Source organism: Clostridium sp. DL-VIII (assembly GCF_000230835.1).
Taxonomy (GTDB): Bacteria; Bacillota; Clostridia; order Clostridiales; family Clostridiaceae; genus Clostridium.
On sequence record NZ_CM001240.1, the window covers coordinates 83,545 to 99,642 of the forward strand.

Consider the following 16,098-nt stretch of genomic DNA (forward strand, 5'->3'; position numbering starts at 1 on the left):
CCTTTTCCTCCTTGTACATCTGATTTATCTATAGTTTGTTTTGAATTTTCTGTGTTCATTTTAAATCATCCTTTCGTAACAGGTATTTTTGTTTCCCTGTCAACAAAATCATCATATCATCATTTTGTTTCTTTGTCAACAAAATAATAGCAATAAAAATGCAGCCTATTCTAAGTAGAGTTTGGCTGCCTGTGGTTCAATTATTCAAATTTATCTGACTTAGTATCTATATTCATCTTCTTCATTTCTTTATCCAAATGCCTGCTATAGTTTTCTAAAAACTTAATCATACTGTCAAATTCATCATCAGTCACTTGCTCAAACACGGCTTTATCCCGTTCCTGAAATTCTTTGTGCAGTTTTTCATGGAGTTCATAAATTCTTTGGCCTTCTTCAGTAAGACGAAAATAAATTTCTTTCTTATTATCTGGCTTCTGGTAACTTTCAATGGTACCCTTTTTTATGAGCTTCTTGGTCATTTTGCTTATGGCACCCCTAGTCATATAAAGGGATTCTGCAAGTTTTGTCACGTTGGAATCTACATTTCTTCCAATGCATTCGATATAATGTACTTCAGAAGACTTATAATCCTGAAAACTGTCTTCCATCTTAAACTTATTAAGCCAAGCCATTTTGTTAAATAATTCTCTGAAACCACTCATGACCTGTTCTTCTTTATTCATGACCTATCCTCCACTCGTTTGTAAACTAAAAACATTATATTAAACTTTTGTTTCTACTTCAACAATATTAACATAATTATCTTAAGAAGTGAACTCTACGTGAAAAAAGAGCTAGAAGCATAAGTTATAAATTTAGCTTATATACTGTATAGATTTTAATGATAATTTACTATATAAGCTGCATTAAGAGTTGTAAATTTTTAATTGCAGCATATATATTACAAATTATAAGTTAATAAATATTAAGTATGTACTTAATTAGCAATACAAAAGTAAAATTTATATAAATACTTATACTATAAATATCATTCCTATAACAAAAACTACATAAAACAGAGAAACAAGAGATAAGCGTTTAACTGATAAATGTTCTCTTTTTAAAGTCATGTATAAAAATAAAATAGCAATAAAGGTTATTATTGCTGAAAATGCAAGGCTTTCATCAAATATCCATGAGGTGAACATAATACCTAACGCACTAGGTATTGTAGCTTGAATCATCATGGATCCGCTGATATTTGCAAGAGCGAGGTTTTCCTTTCCCTGTCTAACCCATATAACAGCATTGAGTATCTCTGGCAGCTCTGTAGCTACTGGACTTAAAAACAGTGCAACAATGTGGGCTGGAATACCAAGATAAACACTAAAGGTATTTAAATTATGTACAAATAATTGTGAACCAACAAATATTAAAGCCAAAGAAAATAAAGTTTGAAATAAGATAACTGACTTAGAAGGGTTTACCTTTTTAGGTGCAAACTTTAAAGGTTCTAGCTTCTCTTCTACTTTTTCACCTTCTCTACTCATTTCTGTAAAGAAGTATACTCCATAAGCTATAAAAAATAAAATTCCAAGCCAAGGTTTAATTGTAAATGCAACAAATCCTAAGGCAACCTTGAAAGTAAAAATAAATAGAAACCAAAGCTGATCACGCCCTAATTTCTTACCGTTAATTTCAAGATGACTTCCAAGTTTTCTCTTTTTTCTAAAGATGATAATACTTATTCCTACAACAGCATAAGCAAGTGTACTTAAAACGAGAGGTCCTCCAAGCGCTGCTCCAACTCCAACATCCTTTTGACTGGCATTCGCCCCAAAAACTACAGCAATTAAAGTAACAACACTTTCTGGCAAGGCAGTACCAAGGGCTGCAAGAACAGTTCCTACAGCATTTTGTGAAACATTAAACACCTTTCCAACCCATTCAATAGCATTTACAAAGAATTCACAGCTAAAATAAATTAAAACTGCCGAAGCAAGCATAATAATAAGTGCAATAATCATTTAAAATCCTCCTAAAAATATAGAATAAAAAAGACCTTAAGCGTACTATAAAAATACGCCAAAGGTCTTGCTTCACAATTCTGTGGATAATGCCAGGCTTTTAACACCAATATGTTGACATTATCTAATAAACTACTCCCCTTTGCCTATATAAAAAGCAAATATAAAATATACTATATAACAAAATATACCATATCTATAGCACTGCGTCAATTTTATAATAGCTATATTTATATTCTGCAAAGATTTTAAATTTATTATATATTTACATATTATTTTTTATAAAATCTCCATGTATATATGCTATACTTAGTTTTACTCATTTTATATCTTGATATTTACTTAACCTATAGACCTATCAAATGTAATTTTATTATTGTAGGATATATATTCTAATAAATACTTCTGCCCTTGTTCTTCAACTTCTTAATAAGCTCTAATCGCTCCTTTATATTCTTTTCAAGTCCTTGATCTGTTGGATTATAATACTGCTTAGCTTTAAGATTTTCAGGCAGACACTGCATATTAACTACTTTATCCTCTAAATCATGAGCATACCTATAGCCCTTACCATAACCAAGCTCTGCCATTAACTTTGTTGGTGCATTTCTAAGATGAAGTGGTACTCCTTCTGCAATCGTACTTTGAGCATCTGCTTTAGCTTTTTCATAAGCTTTAAAAAGAGCATTGGATTTAGGAGCTACAGACAAGTAAACCACAGCCTGAGTTAAATTCACATTACACTCGGGCATACCAAGATAATGAACTGCATTATATACTGCTATTGTCAGTTCAAGAGCCTTAGGATCAGAAAGTCCAATATCCTCTGAGGCAAACCTTATGAGTCTCCTTGCTATATATAAAGGCTCTTCACCAGCCTCCAGCATCCTCGCCAGCCAATATACTGCTGCATCTGGGTCACTATTACGCATAGATTTATGTAGAGCTGAAATAAGATTGTAGTGTTCTTCTCCATTTTTATCATATAATAATGCTTTCTTTTGAATACACCCTTCAACAATTTCCTTACTTATTACTGTTGATCTGCCCTTTAACTCACCGCTCATTACTGCCATTTCAAGTACATTAAGTGCAGTTCTCGCATCACCATTAGAATATAGAGCTATTAGACTAAGAAGCTCTTCTGAAATATCAATATCCCTATTCCCATAGCCTCTTTCATCTTTTAATACATTTTTTAATAATTTTATAATGTCTTCCTTTTGCAAAGAATTAAGTACAAACACTCTGCTTCTAGAAAGTAAAGCTGAGTTAACTTCAAAAGATGGGTTTTCTGTAGTAGCTCCAATGAGAATTATATTCCCTTTTTCCACATGAGGTAAAAAAGCATCCTGCTGAGCTTTATTAAATCTATGAATCTCATCAACAAATATTACAGTACGAGTACCCAACATTCTTCCTTGTTCCGCTTTTGACATTATTTCTTTAATTTCTTTTATTCCTGAGGTTACAGCGCTAAAGGTAATAAAATCTGCATTAGTCCTATTTGCTATGATCATAGCAAGAGTAGTTTTCCCAACACCTGGAGGTCCCCAAAGAATCATAGAAGTGATATTATCAGCTTCTATGAGCTGTCTTAATACCTTTCCTTTTCCAAGGATATGATCTTGGCCAATATATTCATCTAAGGTTCTTGGCCTAACTCTGTCTGCCAAAGGTGATTTATTCATATTTTCAAAAAGAGATCCCTGCATAAATTCCATTTATTACACCTAATTTCTTTAAAAATATAAGTACATATGTTCTATTTAAAACATTATAATCCTGCTTCTTTAATAATTCAATAGTCATAAAAATAGTTATTATTTATTAAAGTCAACATATAGAATAAATTCAACTAAAAAAGCTAACGCTATTATAAAACATTTAATGTAATTGGAGGCTTACAATGAAGCAGCTTACAAAAATATTAGCATTTATTTTCTCTTTTACAATGATTTATAATTCTCAAAATAATAATATATATGCCAATCCAGATGTTAATTCAAGATCCATTGTTAATGCTGCTGTACTGTTTTATGATTATAGCAACCCACACATAGCTCTTATTAAGCAATCTCTAGAAGATATTCAAAATAAGAATCCAGATAAGATTGTATTTTCGTTTTTCGATGGAGAGGATAATAAAGCCGTACAAAATTCAAATTTAGATAAAGCAACGAAAAGTCGTTATGACCTCATATTAATAAATTTAGTAGATCCAACGGAAAGTACAATACAAAATGTCGTTGATAGGGCTAGACAGAGAAATATTCCAATAATTTTATTTTATGTTTCCCCACCAGAGAATTTATCTAATATTAAAACTTATAAAAAGGTTATTTTTATAACAACAGATCCAAAGCAAACGGGTACTCTTCAAGGGCAAATTATTATAGATGAATGGAATAAAAATAAAAAGATTTTAGATAAGAATAATGATAACGTACTCCAGTATATTGCATTTCAAGGGGAAACTAATAATCTCATGGCAAATGATAGGCTTAAATATGCTATTTCTGCAATTGAAGATGCAGGGATAAAAACACAAAAGCTTGCTGTAATTACTTGTAACTGGAATGAGGAATGTGCTAAAAATGCTACCGAATCTCTTATCTTTAAATATGGTAATAAAATTGAAGCCATACTTTCTAATAACGATTCTATGGCCGTAGGTGCTGTTAAAGCCTTGCAGAAATACGGATATAATACAGGAGATAAAAATAAATACATACCTGTTGTTGGTACTGGAGGAATACCGGAATCTAAAGAATTAATAAAAAAAGGTTTTATGACTGGAACTGTTTTAATAGAGCCATCTGATTGGGCTAAAGCGCTTTATGCTGTTGGCATGAATTTAGTTTATGGCCATCCGCCTCTCGAAAATACAGATTATAAGTTTGATGAAACAGGAATTGCCTTCAGTATTCCTTACACTAAATATATCAGCCCTTAATGAAATGAGTAATAGATTTTTCTCATATGATAAAAAGAGTACCATTTAGACTAATATGAGTGGCACTCTATATTTAATTAATTCCATTTAATATATTATTGCTTTTTAAATACTGATTTAGGCTGTCCACATATTGGACATGTGTAATCATCTGGTAATTCTTCAAACGGTATATCTCCTGAATATTCATAACCACATATACTGCACACATATTTTTCAGCCTTATTTTCCACTGGCTTCTCCTCTTTAATATAAGTTGGAGCATTTTTAGGACTCTTTCCTTTTATAACTTTATGATAATAATCATATGTCATTGCTGTATCATTTGATAGAACATCTGCCTCTATTGCTTTTCCTAGAAAAACAGTGTGTGTATCTGTCTCCATTTTATTGATTACCTCACAGGTAATATAAGAGCAGCTCTTAGCTACAACAGGCATATTTCCTTTAATAGCATATTCTATAGAATCAAATTTATTAACATCTTTTCCGGACTTAAATCCAAAAACTCCAATTATTGATGGATCCGAATTTTCTCCTAAAATAGAAATTGCAAATCTTCCACTCTTTTCAATGCACTGATTTGTGTAATTATCATGACTTATACTTATTGCAATTGTAGCTGGTTCAGCCATAACCTGCATTACACTATTAGCTATGCAGCCAGTTGCTCTTCCATTATCCCACGTAGAAATTACATAAACTCCATATGACATACTAAAGAATGCATTCATATTCATAATTATCGACTTCCTTTCGATATACAGAAAGAAAAGTAAGTATATTTTTTACTTACTTTTCTTCACTATTAATTAAATTTCCTAAATCTCAGCCTTCCATAATCCATGTAAATTACAGTATGCGTAAACTGCAACAGGCTTGTCCCCACATAAGCAGAATTCTGCTTTTGGTTCATCTCCAGGTTTTAATACTTTTCTTTGTTCACCATTTTCTGTTCTTACTAAAATCCATTCGATATAATGTGTATCTATCATAGGATGTAATACAGAACCAACTTCAACCTTAACAATATCATTTTCATATGTTACAGCTGGAACGTGTTTTTCCACACTTGCCTCTACTGTACCTGGTTCTAATTTAACCATTGGTTCACCACAACATATAATCTTTGCTCCAGATTCCTTTAAAGATTCAACCATATTCCCACAGCGCTTACAAACATAAAAATTTTGTTCTTTCATTATAAATTCCTCCTCATCTCCCATATAATTTAAATATTTATATCTAAATTATACCTTATTTTTTACTAAATTCAAAATCTTCTGTTAATTTATTTTTTTATATAAAGAGCGCCTTTCATTTACCATCATAAATGACACTCTTTATTTCATCATCGTTTAATTATTCTACTTTAAATCTTTCAACCTTGCTTATTAAATCATTTACTGAATCATCTAATCTTGAAGCTATGCCTGAAACTTCTTCTGTCGTTGCAAACATTTCTTCTGCTGAAGCTGATATTTCTTCAGTTGATGCAGATACTTCTTCTGCAACTGATGCTATTCCTTCAATTTTATTAACAACCACATCTTTGGCTTTTATTGCATTTTCCACTGCATTATAGGTTTCATCTACCATTGGAGCTATCTTCTGCACTGAATCTAATATACTGTCAAATGACTGAATGGTCTTTCCTACAACGACTGCCTGTCCTCCAATTAGCTCATCCATTTGTCTTGAAGTATCAATTACCTCTTTTGTACTGCTGCTTACTAATGTTATAAGGTTCATAATCTCACCTGAAGCCTTGCTGGATTCTTCAGCTAATTTTCTTACTTCCTCAGCAACTACAGCAAAGCCTTTCCCTTGATCTCCAGCCCTTGCAGCTTCAATTGCAGCATTTAGAGCTAAAAGATTGGTCTGCTCAGAGATTTCGCTGATAGAATCAGTTATCTTACCTATCTTGCTTACAGAATTACCTAATTCATTAATTTTATTATTTACCAGTGAGAAAGACTGCTTCACCTCATCTATAGATATTGTTAGAGATTCAATGTAGTCTTTTCCTGATGCTGCTTTATCTTCTGCATCTTTGCTGCTTATATTTACATTAGAAATTTTAGTATCGATATCATCTAATTCAGCATTAAGCAGGTCTAGCTGCTTAGTTACATCCAATAATTCCCGTGTTTGATTTACAGCTCCGCTTGCTATTTCTTCAATTGCTGAAGCTACCTCATTAGCTGAAGTTGCCATTTCTTTTGAATTACTTGCAAGAGCATTTGATAAGCTTCCTACATTTGAACTATTATCCTTTACCCCAGATATTGAATCTCTTAATTGGTCCATTGTATCATTTATGCTGCTTCCCATAATCCCTATTTCATCTTTGCTCTTAACAACCACTTTATTTGTGAAATCACCTTGTGCTATAACTTTCATAACCTTTACAATATCGTTAATTGGATTTGATAAGCTTTTTGATATTAATGCAGCCATACTTGCTGAAACAACCAATGCAATCACACTTATAATGAGCATTGAATTTATTACAGTACTAGTGACTACTGTTAATTCCGAAGTAGGAATGTTAGCTGCGTATATTAAACCCCATTCTGCATTTTCCTTATATGAGATTAATTTTTTTACGCCATTATACTCATACTCACCATTTCCCGTCTTTTTACTTAAAAGCTCTTTGCCAATGCTTGTATCTAAAATACCCTTTTTAAAGATTTCTTCACCCTTTGGATGCAGTACTGTTGTGCCCTCACCATCTATGGCAAAAATATACCCAGATTTTCCGATTTTAGTATTAGCAATATACTCTTGCGATAACTTTTGTAAATCTATTTGATATATTACATAACCTAGTATTTGTTTTTCTTCATCTAAAATTGGCATGCACATATTGTATACAGGCATTCCATTAAATGTACTCTGTTTAATACCTGAATATGATAGTTGTTTTGTTTTCTCTGCTACATCAATCGCCTTTGGCTTATTATCTTTAGCTTGGCTTATATCAGTATCTTTAGTCAGCAATGTTATTAGAGCTTGTTTATCTTTCCCAGAAACGATTACATTTGCTAACACATTATATTGATCGGACAATTTTTTATATCTTTCTGTTAATTTACTCTTTAATTCCTCTGATGAACTATCCTTTAAATAACTATACAAAAGTTCATCATTCTGACTATCTAGTGCAACACTTTTTAACATATTCATGTTTCCACTTATAGAATTTTCCGCTAATGCTATCTCCTGATCTAACCTTTCATATGCATCATTTTTGTTGTAGTTTTGCACAATAAATCCAACTATAATACTAGCTATAGCTAAAGGTATTATAGCAAAAATAATAAAGCTGATAGTTAATTTACTCCTTAATTTCATTCGCCTTCCCCCTGAATTAATTATTTACCTCTTGATCTTTTTAAAAACTTGTAGGAAACATGTCTTTATTGTAGAATTATAACATTTACATTGTTTTTTGGATAGATATTTATTACATTTTCTTGTATTGTATAATTTTATTAAATATGTATTTAATATCAATTCTGTATTTTCACTTACTTGCTATGAGAATACTGTATTCTGATTGCTTAAAAGTAGTGTGAAAATCATCATTTTTATTTCGCTTTAAATTTCATGCATGTTTTTTCTAAAATAATAGTAATGCGTTGTAAATTTTGTCATCATACTGACACAATAGCTAGCTATAATAAAATCATAGATTTGATAAAATCTTTTTTTCATAAATATTTACCCCTTAAATATAGAAAAGAGTACCATTCATAATTACCCCTATGAATGGTACTCTTTTATGCTTTTAAATAATGTTCTAGCTTTAATATCTTAATTCCAACTACCAGAGCAGCCAGAAACTCCAGCAGTTCTAGGTAATCCATATCGTAAATCCCCTAGATAATTTACATCATTATCAAAGAAGCATATTTCTAAATACGATGATGGATTAGACACAATCAAAAATGATGATGTATCACTACACAACTTATTAAAATCATTTGTGTAAAGCGTAGCTGCACCGGTAATTCCACCTAATGAAACTTCTGAACAATCACCAGTAAATTGCTTTCCATTACACTCCACAATGCAATGTTCATAAAAAGTTAGATATTGAAAATCATAGCTAGCAGAATATCCCTTTTTTGCTGCCTTAATATCGTTTATGACACTGGCAGCTTTGCAGAAACTCAAGTTATATTTATCTCTCAGAATACCAGCAAGTTCTTCCAATACTTTTTCAAAAACACTATCACTACCAAAACCATCGCCACTTTTACTATCATCTTCTAAATTTGCTGTGGCTGCTGTATATCCTGCCATATAACCTCTAAAATACTCGGTGTTTACATTAATAAACTCTTTCATATCACATGTTCCCCCGCATGATTATATTCTGTGAATAGTCCCAGTTATAATCATTTTATGTTAATCAAATTGAATTGGTACATATGTAGTGAGATATTACGTATTTAAAACAGTATTTTATATTCAATATTAAAAGGAATGTAGCTGCTAGTTAAAGCACATGAAAGAAAATAATAGACCAAAGATGCGACGCATATTTTGCGTCAGGCAAGGACGTAAATTCTGCTCATAGCGGGTCTATTAGTAGAATTTGCTGATGCAGTATGACACAAAATAGGCAAGCATACTGGTCTGTTATTTTTTTGATTGTGCCTAAGCTTCCTCTTCTTCTAAGCTAAACGTTGTTTCATCCTTTTTTAATCGAATAGTTACTAATCCGATAATTAATCCACAAGCTACTATCACTGCTGCAATCAAAAAAGTATTGTGTATACCAGCTACAATATTCACTGGATTTGAACTTTGAATTGATTTAGTTTTATTAAAGAAATAGAATATTGCACCTATTACTGCAGCCCCTGTAGTTTGTCCGATAGTACGTGATAAATTAAGAAGACCAGATGCTAGTCCACGTTGCTCAGGTTTTGCCATAGAAATAATAGCAGCATTGTTAGGTGTTTGGAAAAATGCTAGGCTGCCATTAAATACGAACGATATTATGCCAATTAAAACAGCACTTGAAGATAAACCCATAGTTGCCATCCATAATGACCCTAAACTCATAGCCAATATTCCTAATATCATAACAATAAAGTTCCCAAAGCGTTCAGCAGCCTTTCCTGCTATAGGTGTAAAAATTGCACACCCTATAGGCCCAGTCATCATTAATAACCCTGATTCTGATGTTGTAAATCCTTTTGCCTGTTGAAGATAAAAAGGAAGAATAACAACAGCCCCTGACATAACTGTATAAACTAATATACTTATAATAAGGCTTGAACTTAGCTCACTGTTTCTAAACAGCTTTAAATCTATCAAAGGGAAAGTTCTATTTTTTTCTAATAATATAAATACTACTATTCCAATGATCACCACAAGAGCAAGTGCAATAACTTCACTACTAAATCCTTGTCCTTCTGCTAGAGTTACAGAAAGAACATAACAAATAAGTGTGCAAGTTAATATTAGCATACCTAAAAAATCAAATTTTTGTTTCTTTTCGGCTCCTGGAACTCCATCAAATTTTATAACCAATATTAATGCAAGAATTCCAAGTGGTATGTTAATAAAAAATAGGTATCTCCATCCAAGTAAGCTTATTATGAAACCTCCAAGGGATGGTCCAAGGGCAAATCCTACAGGCAGCATTGCTGTAAGTACTCCCATGCTTTCCACAAGCTTTTCTTTAGAAACTAAATCCCCTATAATGGCGAAAGATAATGTTAAAAGTATTGAACCACCTATTCCTTGCAAACCTCGGAATATAATAAGTTCATAAATTGATGTTGAAATTCCACATAAAAGGGACGCCACAGTAAAAATTATAATTCCATAAACAAAAATATTTTTTTTACCAAATATATCCCCTATTCGTCCTATACCTACGATTAGAGAAGTAACCGCTAGAAGATAACTAAGTGCTATCCACTGTAAACTTGAAAACTCGGCATGGAATGCGCTTCCTATAGTTGGTAATGCTATATTTACAATACTAGTATTAATAGCTGAAATAAGAGTTGTAAGTGCTAGAGCAAAAATTACTAATCCGCTACTTGTTTTCTTTAAACTTGATCTATTTGTTTTTTCCATATTAATTTCTCCTTATGTTTTTGATTAAATAAAGCTCCTGAAGCTACACTAGGATTTGCATTTGATCAAAGCAAATGTTTTTCATGTGCCTATGATAAATTTATCATAGCTGGATTTTATACGCATGAATTATTCACTCAAAATGTAGCATAATCTTATCATGCAAAAAAGACACTCTATTATGCACTATCAAATAAATAGCAAGTCCACTTGCACGGCTATTTAGCATCATGCTGCGTCAACAAAATACCATAATAGTCCTGCTATAATGGCATTTTGTTTCCTGCCCTGATGCAAAATATCCATCGCAATTTTGGACTCGTTATTTATTTTCATGTGCCTTATTAGAATGTCTTTCTTATTCTCATATATTATATTTCTTCATAGCATCTTAATCATAAATTTAGAATTACAAGTTTGATTTAGTTATCATAATGAGCTGATTGTAAACAAGTATTTTGCCTGCCTAATCCTTTTATATATTTTCTAATTCTTTTATGTACTTTTCTCTGAACTCACTAGGAGTTTCGCCTCTGTATTTTTTAAAGGATCTGCTAAAATAATTTCCATCATTAAATCCTGTATTCATTGCAATTTCAGTAATGGTTTTATCAGTATTAAGCAAAAGCTGGGCAGCCTTTTGAACTCGCATTCTATTTAAAAATTCCATTGGTGAAAGTCCAGACACAGTTCTAAAAACTCTTGAGAAGTGATTAGGACTTAAATGTGTAACCTTCGAAAGCTCCTCAAGGGTGATTTTCTCCGCCATATGCACTTCCATATATGTAATAGCCGGCTTAATTTGATTTAACTTTCTATACTGCATGTCGAGTTCTGATTTATCCGGAACTGCCTTTGTATACTTTCTCAAAAGAGTCGCCAATATCTGATAACTTAGCCCTCTTAATACAAGCTCATACCCTTCCTTTTTCTCCTGAAACTCCTTAGTGATATTCTCCATGATTCCAAAGAAAAAGTCATCATTAGTAATCTTACTTTCAAACAGTAAGCGGTTTTTTAAAAGCAGCTCTGTATACATATTTTGCTGCAAATCAGGCTGATTTCCTAAAAGCATCAAAATATCAATTTTTAACAAATAGTACTCTAAATCTGAATCAAAAATCTCCATTGAATGTATTTCATTTGGATTTACAACAATAATTGAATTCTGCTTTGCTAAAATTCTCTGTTCCCTGCACCTGAGTATTAATGTCCCCCTTTTTATATGCATCAATAAAAGCTGCTCATGCCAATGAGGGGGAAAAACACTCTCACTTCCATTGGCAAAGCAATGTTCTATATGAATAGGAGGTAATCTATAATTTCCTGAAGTATATCCGTACATATTCTCGTCGATTATCAAATTCTTCTCCATCTCTTCCACCTCAAACTATTACTACTATGCTATGTTTTAATCTAATCATCCACGAAGTTTTAATCTTTAATAATGTAATAATTATAGCAGTTAGCTTTTAATAATACCATTAACAATTTACAGTTAACAATTATCGTCAATTATCAATTAAAACCTTTCTAATTACTGATTAATGAGCTTTTTAAGTTCATGAAATCTTATAATTTTCTAGTACAACAAAAAAGAGCATCCTCTCATAATTATCCCATGAATGGTGCTCTTTATTCTATATAGGTTCTGAAAAAGTTAGTTCATCAATATTATAAATCTACCCTCAATAAATTAATACTTTAATGCTTCTAATAGTCATGAATTAAATTAATACTTTTGACTTTTTCCCAGATATCCCTTGCTCTGTCATATTAAATGGATCTAAAATTTCATTCAATGCACAGGAAATATTGCTATAGGCGGGAGCAATCTTTTTGCATCTTATATTCTTCCTCCTATTATCACTGAATTTAGAGAAAGCTTTCCGCAGGTTTCAATACATATGGTAGAAGCTAATACTGCTCTTTTAGAACAGCAGTTATTCTCTGGTACCTTAGATTTAGTCATTGATAATTATGAATTTAATGAAAGCATATATTCTAAACATAAGTATTGCAATGAACACTTAATATTAGCTGTTCCTCAAAAATTTGAAGTTAACAAATCAGCTAAAGAATATCAATTAACCTCTAACGATATTATACAAGGAAAGCACCTTGACCCAGTTACCCCTAGTGTTCCATTAGAATTATTTAAGGATGAGCCTTTTTTATTTTTGAGGTCTGGAAATGATTCACGCAAGCGTGCTGGAAAAATATACCAGCATCACAACTTTTCCCCTAATATAATCTTAAAATTAGATCAATTAGTTACTTCCTATAACCTTACCTGTTATGGAATGGGGATTAGTTTTTTAAGTGACACTCTTATAAAACACACTAAATCAGATTCTGATGTTGTCTATTATAAGCTGGAGGAAGATAATACTTCTCGTAATGTATACTTTTATACTAAAAAAGGTAAATATCTCACAAGAGCAATGGAAGAATTTCTAAAGATAGATATACCTAAAAACCTATAAAATTTAAATACATTCTTATCTGTGGAATAAAACTTTATGTGATTTCTGTAAATTAACACATAAAGTCATTTATCTATATTTACCTATTAAAGCATTTAAATTACGTGCAAGTAACTCATAATATTCTGTAAAATTGATTACTTCAATCTTTTTATAAGTTGCCTCTGGAAGTTCATGTAATGGAGTCTTATCTAGTATCATTTTTGTTTCTGCTTCATCGAATTCTCCTAAATCTTCTATGTCATTAATATTGCTCCTATTTACGGGACATATAATCTGGCATCTCATGCACCCTATTATAGAGTTGTGGCACTTTGAGTTTAACCATTCAGTAAAATCTTCTGTGCTTTCATTCTGCAAGGTAACACATTTGCTTGCATGCACTAGAAATCTATCATTAGCTATTGCTCCTGTAGGACAATTTTTCTCGCATAAATCGCAATTTGTACATGCCTTCATAATCTCTGCTTCCTGCCAAGAATCCTCTTCACATGGTAAATCCGATATATATACTCCCATCCAATAAAAGCTGCTTTCGTTATTTACATAGCATACATTGTTCTTCCCATAAGACCCAAGTCCACTTCTTGAGGCTACAAGCTTGCATGGAAGATTAATTTTACGCATCTTGAAGCTCTTTTCTAAAAGAATATTCTCAACAATCGAAGTTACTTCACATATTTTCTTATGCTGCTTTTCTCCCTCAACACTTGAGTTTAATAAATACATTGGAGGCATTATTACTGCTCTTTTTTTAGCTCCTAAGGTAAAATATATCCTGCTCATTGGCTGGGGCATTGCTATGACTATAATGGATTTGGCATCTGGAAGCTCGTCCATATAATCATAAACAAATCCACTTAAGTACTTACCTATGTGAGTACTAACATCCTTATAATTCTTCATTACAGCTTCTATATCTGATTGTATTTCGTCCATATGCTTAATAGATATGATTCCTGCTTTAAATCCATGTGCTTCAATTTGATTAATAAAATCCTTAGTAATATCACTCATATATTTGAACACCTCACCTTTTTTTACTATTAGTTAATGCCTATTCCGCTTTACCTTAACAGTGTTATATTAAACTTTTTGTGTGTAATTTCAGTTAATCACCACATAAGTTTAAGTTAAAAGTTGAATATCTATATTGTTGCTTTTATATCATTTTTAATATTTGATCAATTACATCTTTTTTTAAAACCTTATTGTGTCCTGATACACATAAGTCAAAATCCATCTTCTCATACTTTTTAAGAGAATTTATATAAATCTCCTTTTCACAGCAAAGTTCAGGAAGAAGCTCCTCCATATTGTCTCCAATATTGTCTGCAGCTATGAGAATCTTTTCTTTTTCATCCAGTATACTTATAGAATCAATTGTATGTCCAGGAGTATAAAATAATCTGATTTTATCATCGGGAAAATACAGTTCATCTTCAAAAACTAAATTTGGCAGCATCATTTTAACTTCTCCATAGCAGTACTGCTTGTTATTATCCAGCATATCTTCCCACTCTGATTCAATCTTTTCTCGGCACAATCTATGTGATACAATCAAGCAATCTTCAAATGAACCATTTCCCCAGACGTGGTCCCAATGATAGTGAGTGTTTATCACAATTATTGGTTTAGAGTCATTTTCCAGGTACTTTTTAATTGGTTCAACGCTTAAAGAACCTAAGCCTGTATCGATAATATAATTATATTTTTCACCCTTGATTAAATAAATATTAAGATCCCATGTTGAAAAACCTTCATATGTAAATAAAATTCCTCTGTTTTTTATTTTTTCCGTATGCATCATAGCCCTTTCTCCTTATATTCAAATTTTACATATCAATATTATAGATATACAAGTTAAGGTAACAATAAAGCAGTGACAAGTCAAAAATCAAATTCTTAATTTCTTTATCTATAAAATATACTTTCAATTACCTAACTTGTTATAATTTAACATTCATTCCTATAATGATATCATATCAAGATCTACTAGTAAAATTAGTAATTTTGAATTATAGATATCAAGCAGGAGAATTTAATAATTATAAAATAAAAGTAACAAATTATGAGAATAAAATAGATATAAAATTTAAGGTAATAGATTATGGATATAAGGATAATAATAAAGACATTGGATTTATTATTTACAATCTAAATGGAAGATCGTTAAGTGTAAATGGAGAAAAAGTTCAAGTCATAGATAGAAACGTTATGATTTCAAATCCCATTAATAATAATTAGATTTATGAAAAAGATGAAAATCGATTTTTATAGTCATATTTGTATATAAAAATATATTATAAATAATATATTTAGTTCCCATTGTGGAACCTGTATAGGGTTCCTTAGTGAGATTAAAACTCATGAAATTGGGAAAACACTTATATTTCTGGAATTATAATAACGCATATGTTTTGTTATCAATATGAAATCCTGTAATCCACATCCAAAAAACACTTGACTTAGAGTTAACTTAAAGGGGTAGTATTAACTTACAAGTGATTATATAGTTTAAATAATTACTATAGATAACCAATTTACGAATTTGACTTATTAGATAAACATATTTACAAAT

The 16,098-nt window shown here is 31.3% G+C and carries 14 protein-coding genes; 3 read left to right on the forward strand and 11 right to left on the reverse strand.

What is annotated here, in order from left to right; translation table 11 throughout:
• Positions 1-200: 200 nt before the first annotated feature.
• The 3 genes from CDLVIII_RS00390 to CDLVIII_RS00400 all read right to left on the reverse strand — a co-directional run bounded on the left by CDLVIII_RS00390 (position 201) and on the right by CDLVIII_RS00400 (position 3,691).
• Complete coding sequence (locus CDLVIII_RS00390) at positions 201-683, reverse strand: MarR family transcriptional regulator (RefSeq protein ID WP_009167503.1); 483 nt, start codon at positions 681-683, stop codon at positions 201-203.
• Between the two features lie 291 nt (positions 684-974).
• A complete protein-coding gene (locus CDLVIII_RS00395) occupies positions 975-1,967 on the reverse strand; it encodes a sodium:calcium antiporter (RefSeq protein WP_009167504.1) in 993 nt (330 codons plus the stop codon).
• Positions 1,968-2,359: 392 nt separating this feature from the next.
• A complete protein-coding gene (locus tag CDLVIII_RS00400) occupies positions 2,360-3,691 on the reverse strand; it encodes a replication-associated recombination protein A (RefSeq protein WP_009167505.1) in 1,332 nt (443 codons plus the stop codon).
• A 185-nt stretch (positions 3,692-3,876) separates the two neighbouring features.
• Between CDLVIII_RS00400 and CDLVIII_RS00405 the strand changes: the two genes are divergently transcribed.
• Positions 3,877-4,923: a galactose ABC transporter substrate-binding protein gene (locus CDLVIII_RS00405; RefSeq protein ID WP_009167506.1), complete on the forward strand. Its 1,047-nt coding sequence runs from the start codon at positions 3,877-3,879 to the stop codon at positions 4,921-4,923.
• 95 nt (positions 4,924-5,018) lie between these two features.
• Here CDLVIII_RS00405 and CDLVIII_RS00410 read toward each other — a convergent pair whose 3' ends face one another.
• The 6 genes from CDLVIII_RS00410 to CDLVIII_RS00435 all read right to left on the reverse strand — a co-directional run bounded on the left by CDLVIII_RS00410 (position 5,019) and on the right by CDLVIII_RS00435 (position 12,406).
• Positions 5,019-5,663 carry a flavin reductase gene (locus CDLVIII_RS00410; RefSeq protein ID WP_009167507.1) on the reverse strand — a complete coding sequence of 215 codons (645 nt, stop codon included), beginning with the start codon at positions 5,661-5,663 and terminating at the stop codon, positions 5,019-5,021.
• Between the two features lie 81 nt (positions 5,664-5,744).
• Positions 5,745-6,125 carry a desulfoferrodoxin family protein gene (locus CDLVIII_RS00415; RefSeq protein ID WP_009167508.1) on the reverse strand — a complete coding sequence of 127 codons (381 nt, stop codon included), beginning with the start codon at positions 6,123-6,125 and terminating at the stop codon, positions 5,745-5,747.
• A 160-nt stretch (positions 6,126-6,285) separates the two neighbouring features.
• The gene (locus CDLVIII_RS00420; protein ID WP_009167509.1) at positions 6,286-8,283 is read right to left on the reverse strand and encodes a methyl-accepting chemotaxis protein; all 1,998 of its coding nucleotides are present in this window, start codon (positions 8,281-8,283) and stop codon (positions 6,286-6,288) included.
• Positions 8,284-8,745: 462 nt separating this feature from the next.
• The gene (locus CDLVIII_RS00425) at positions 8,746-9,282 is read right to left on the reverse strand and encodes a VapA/VapB family virulence-associated protein (protein ID WP_009167510.1); all 537 of its coding nucleotides are present in this window, start codon (positions 9,280-9,282) and stop codon (positions 8,746-8,748) included.
• Positions 9,283-9,594: 312 nt separating this feature from the next.
• On the reverse strand, positions 9,595-11,031 hold the full coding sequence (locus CDLVIII_RS00430) for an MFS transporter (RefSeq protein ID WP_009167511.1): 1,437 nt from the start codon (positions 11,029-11,031) through the stop codon (positions 9,595-9,597).
• Between the two features lie 475 nt (positions 11,032-11,506).
• Complete coding sequence (locus tag CDLVIII_RS00435) at positions 11,507-12,406, reverse strand: AraC family transcriptional regulator (protein ID WP_009167512.1); 900 nt, start codon at positions 12,404-12,406, stop codon at positions 11,507-11,509.
• Positions 12,407-12,896: 490 nt separating this feature from the next.
• Here CDLVIII_RS00435 and CDLVIII_RS00440 point away from each other — a divergent pair, with 490 nt between their 5' ends.
• Positions 12,897-13,517, forward strand: coding sequence for a LysR family transcriptional regulator substrate-binding protein (locus CDLVIII_RS00440; RefSeq protein ID WP_242836045.1), 621 nt, complete (start codon positions 12,897-12,899; stop codon positions 13,515-13,517).
• A gap of 69 nt (positions 13,518-13,586) precedes the next feature.
• Here CDLVIII_RS00440 and CDLVIII_RS00445 read toward each other — a convergent pair whose 3' ends face one another.
• Entirely contained in the window at positions 13,587-14,534 is a 948-nt protein-coding gene (locus CDLVIII_RS00445; protein WP_009167513.1) for a 4Fe-4S double cluster binding domain-containing protein, read from the reverse strand.
• Positions 14,535-14,679: 145 nt separating this feature from the next.
• A complete protein-coding gene (locus CDLVIII_RS00450; protein ID WP_009167514.1) occupies positions 14,680-15,327 on the reverse strand; it encodes an MBL fold metallo-hydrolase in 648 nt (215 codons plus the stop codon).
• Positions 15,328-15,530: 203 nt separating this feature from the next.
• On the opposite strand from CDLVIII_RS00450, the gene CDLVIII_RS00455 reads away from it, so the two are divergent.
• Positions 15,531-15,764, forward strand: a complete 234-nt coding sequence (locus tag CDLVIII_RS00455; protein WP_144005353.1) for a hypothetical protein — start codon at positions 15,531-15,533, stop codon at positions 15,762-15,764.
• Positions 15,765-16,098 lie beyond the last annotated feature (334 nt).

What these genes read in the sequence shown, in the direction of transcription:
- CDLVIII_RS00430 (WP_009167511.1), bottom strand. Translation starts at nt 11,031, where the DNA reads ATGGAAAAAACAAATAGATCAAGTTTAAAGAAAACAAGTAGCGGATTA.
- CDLVIII_RS00395 (WP_009167504.1), bottom strand. Translation starts at nt 1,967, where the DNA reads ATGATTATTGCACTTATTATTATGCTTGCTTCGGCAGTTTTAATTTAT.
- CDLVIII_RS00390 (WP_009167503.1), bottom strand. Translation starts at nt 683, where the DNA reads ATGAATAAAGAAGAACAGGTCATGAGTGGTTTCAGAGAATTATTTAAC.
- CDLVIII_RS00445 (WP_009167513.1), bottom strand. Translation starts at nt 14,534, where the DNA reads ATGAGTGATATTACTAAGGATTTTATTAATCAAATTGAAGCACATGGA.
- CDLVIII_RS00415 (WP_009167508.1), bottom strand. Translation starts at nt 6,125, where the DNA reads ATGAAAGAACAAAATTTTTATGTTTGTAAGCGCTGTGGGAATATGGTT.
- CDLVIII_RS00425 (WP_009167510.1), bottom strand. Translation starts at nt 9,282, where the DNA reads ATGAAAGAGTTTATTAATGTAAACACCGAGTATTTTAGAGGTTATATG.
- CDLVIII_RS00420 (WP_009167509.1), bottom strand. Translation starts at nt 8,283, where the DNA reads ATGAAATTAAGGAGTAAATTAACTATCAGCTTTATTATTTTTGCTATA.
- CDLVIII_RS00450 (WP_009167514.1), bottom strand. Translation starts at nt 15,327, where the DNA reads ATGATGCATACGGAAAAAATAAAAAACAGAGGAATTTTATTTACATAT.
- CDLVIII_RS00410 (WP_009167507.1), bottom strand. Translation starts at nt 5,663, where the DNA reads ATGAATATGAATGCATTCTTTAGTATGTCATATGGAGTTTATGTAATT.
- CDLVIII_RS00435 (WP_009167512.1), bottom strand. Translation starts at nt 12,406, where the DNA reads ATGGAGAAGAATTTGATAATCGACGAGAATATGTACGGATATACTTCA.
- CDLVIII_RS00405 (WP_009167506.1), top strand. Translation starts at nt 3,877, where the DNA reads ATGAAGCAGCTTACAAAAATATTAGCATTTATTTTCTCTTTTACAATG.
- CDLVIII_RS00400 (WP_009167505.1), bottom strand. Translation starts at nt 3,691, where the DNA reads ATGGAATTTATGCAGGGATCTCTTTTTGAAAATATGAATAAATCACCT.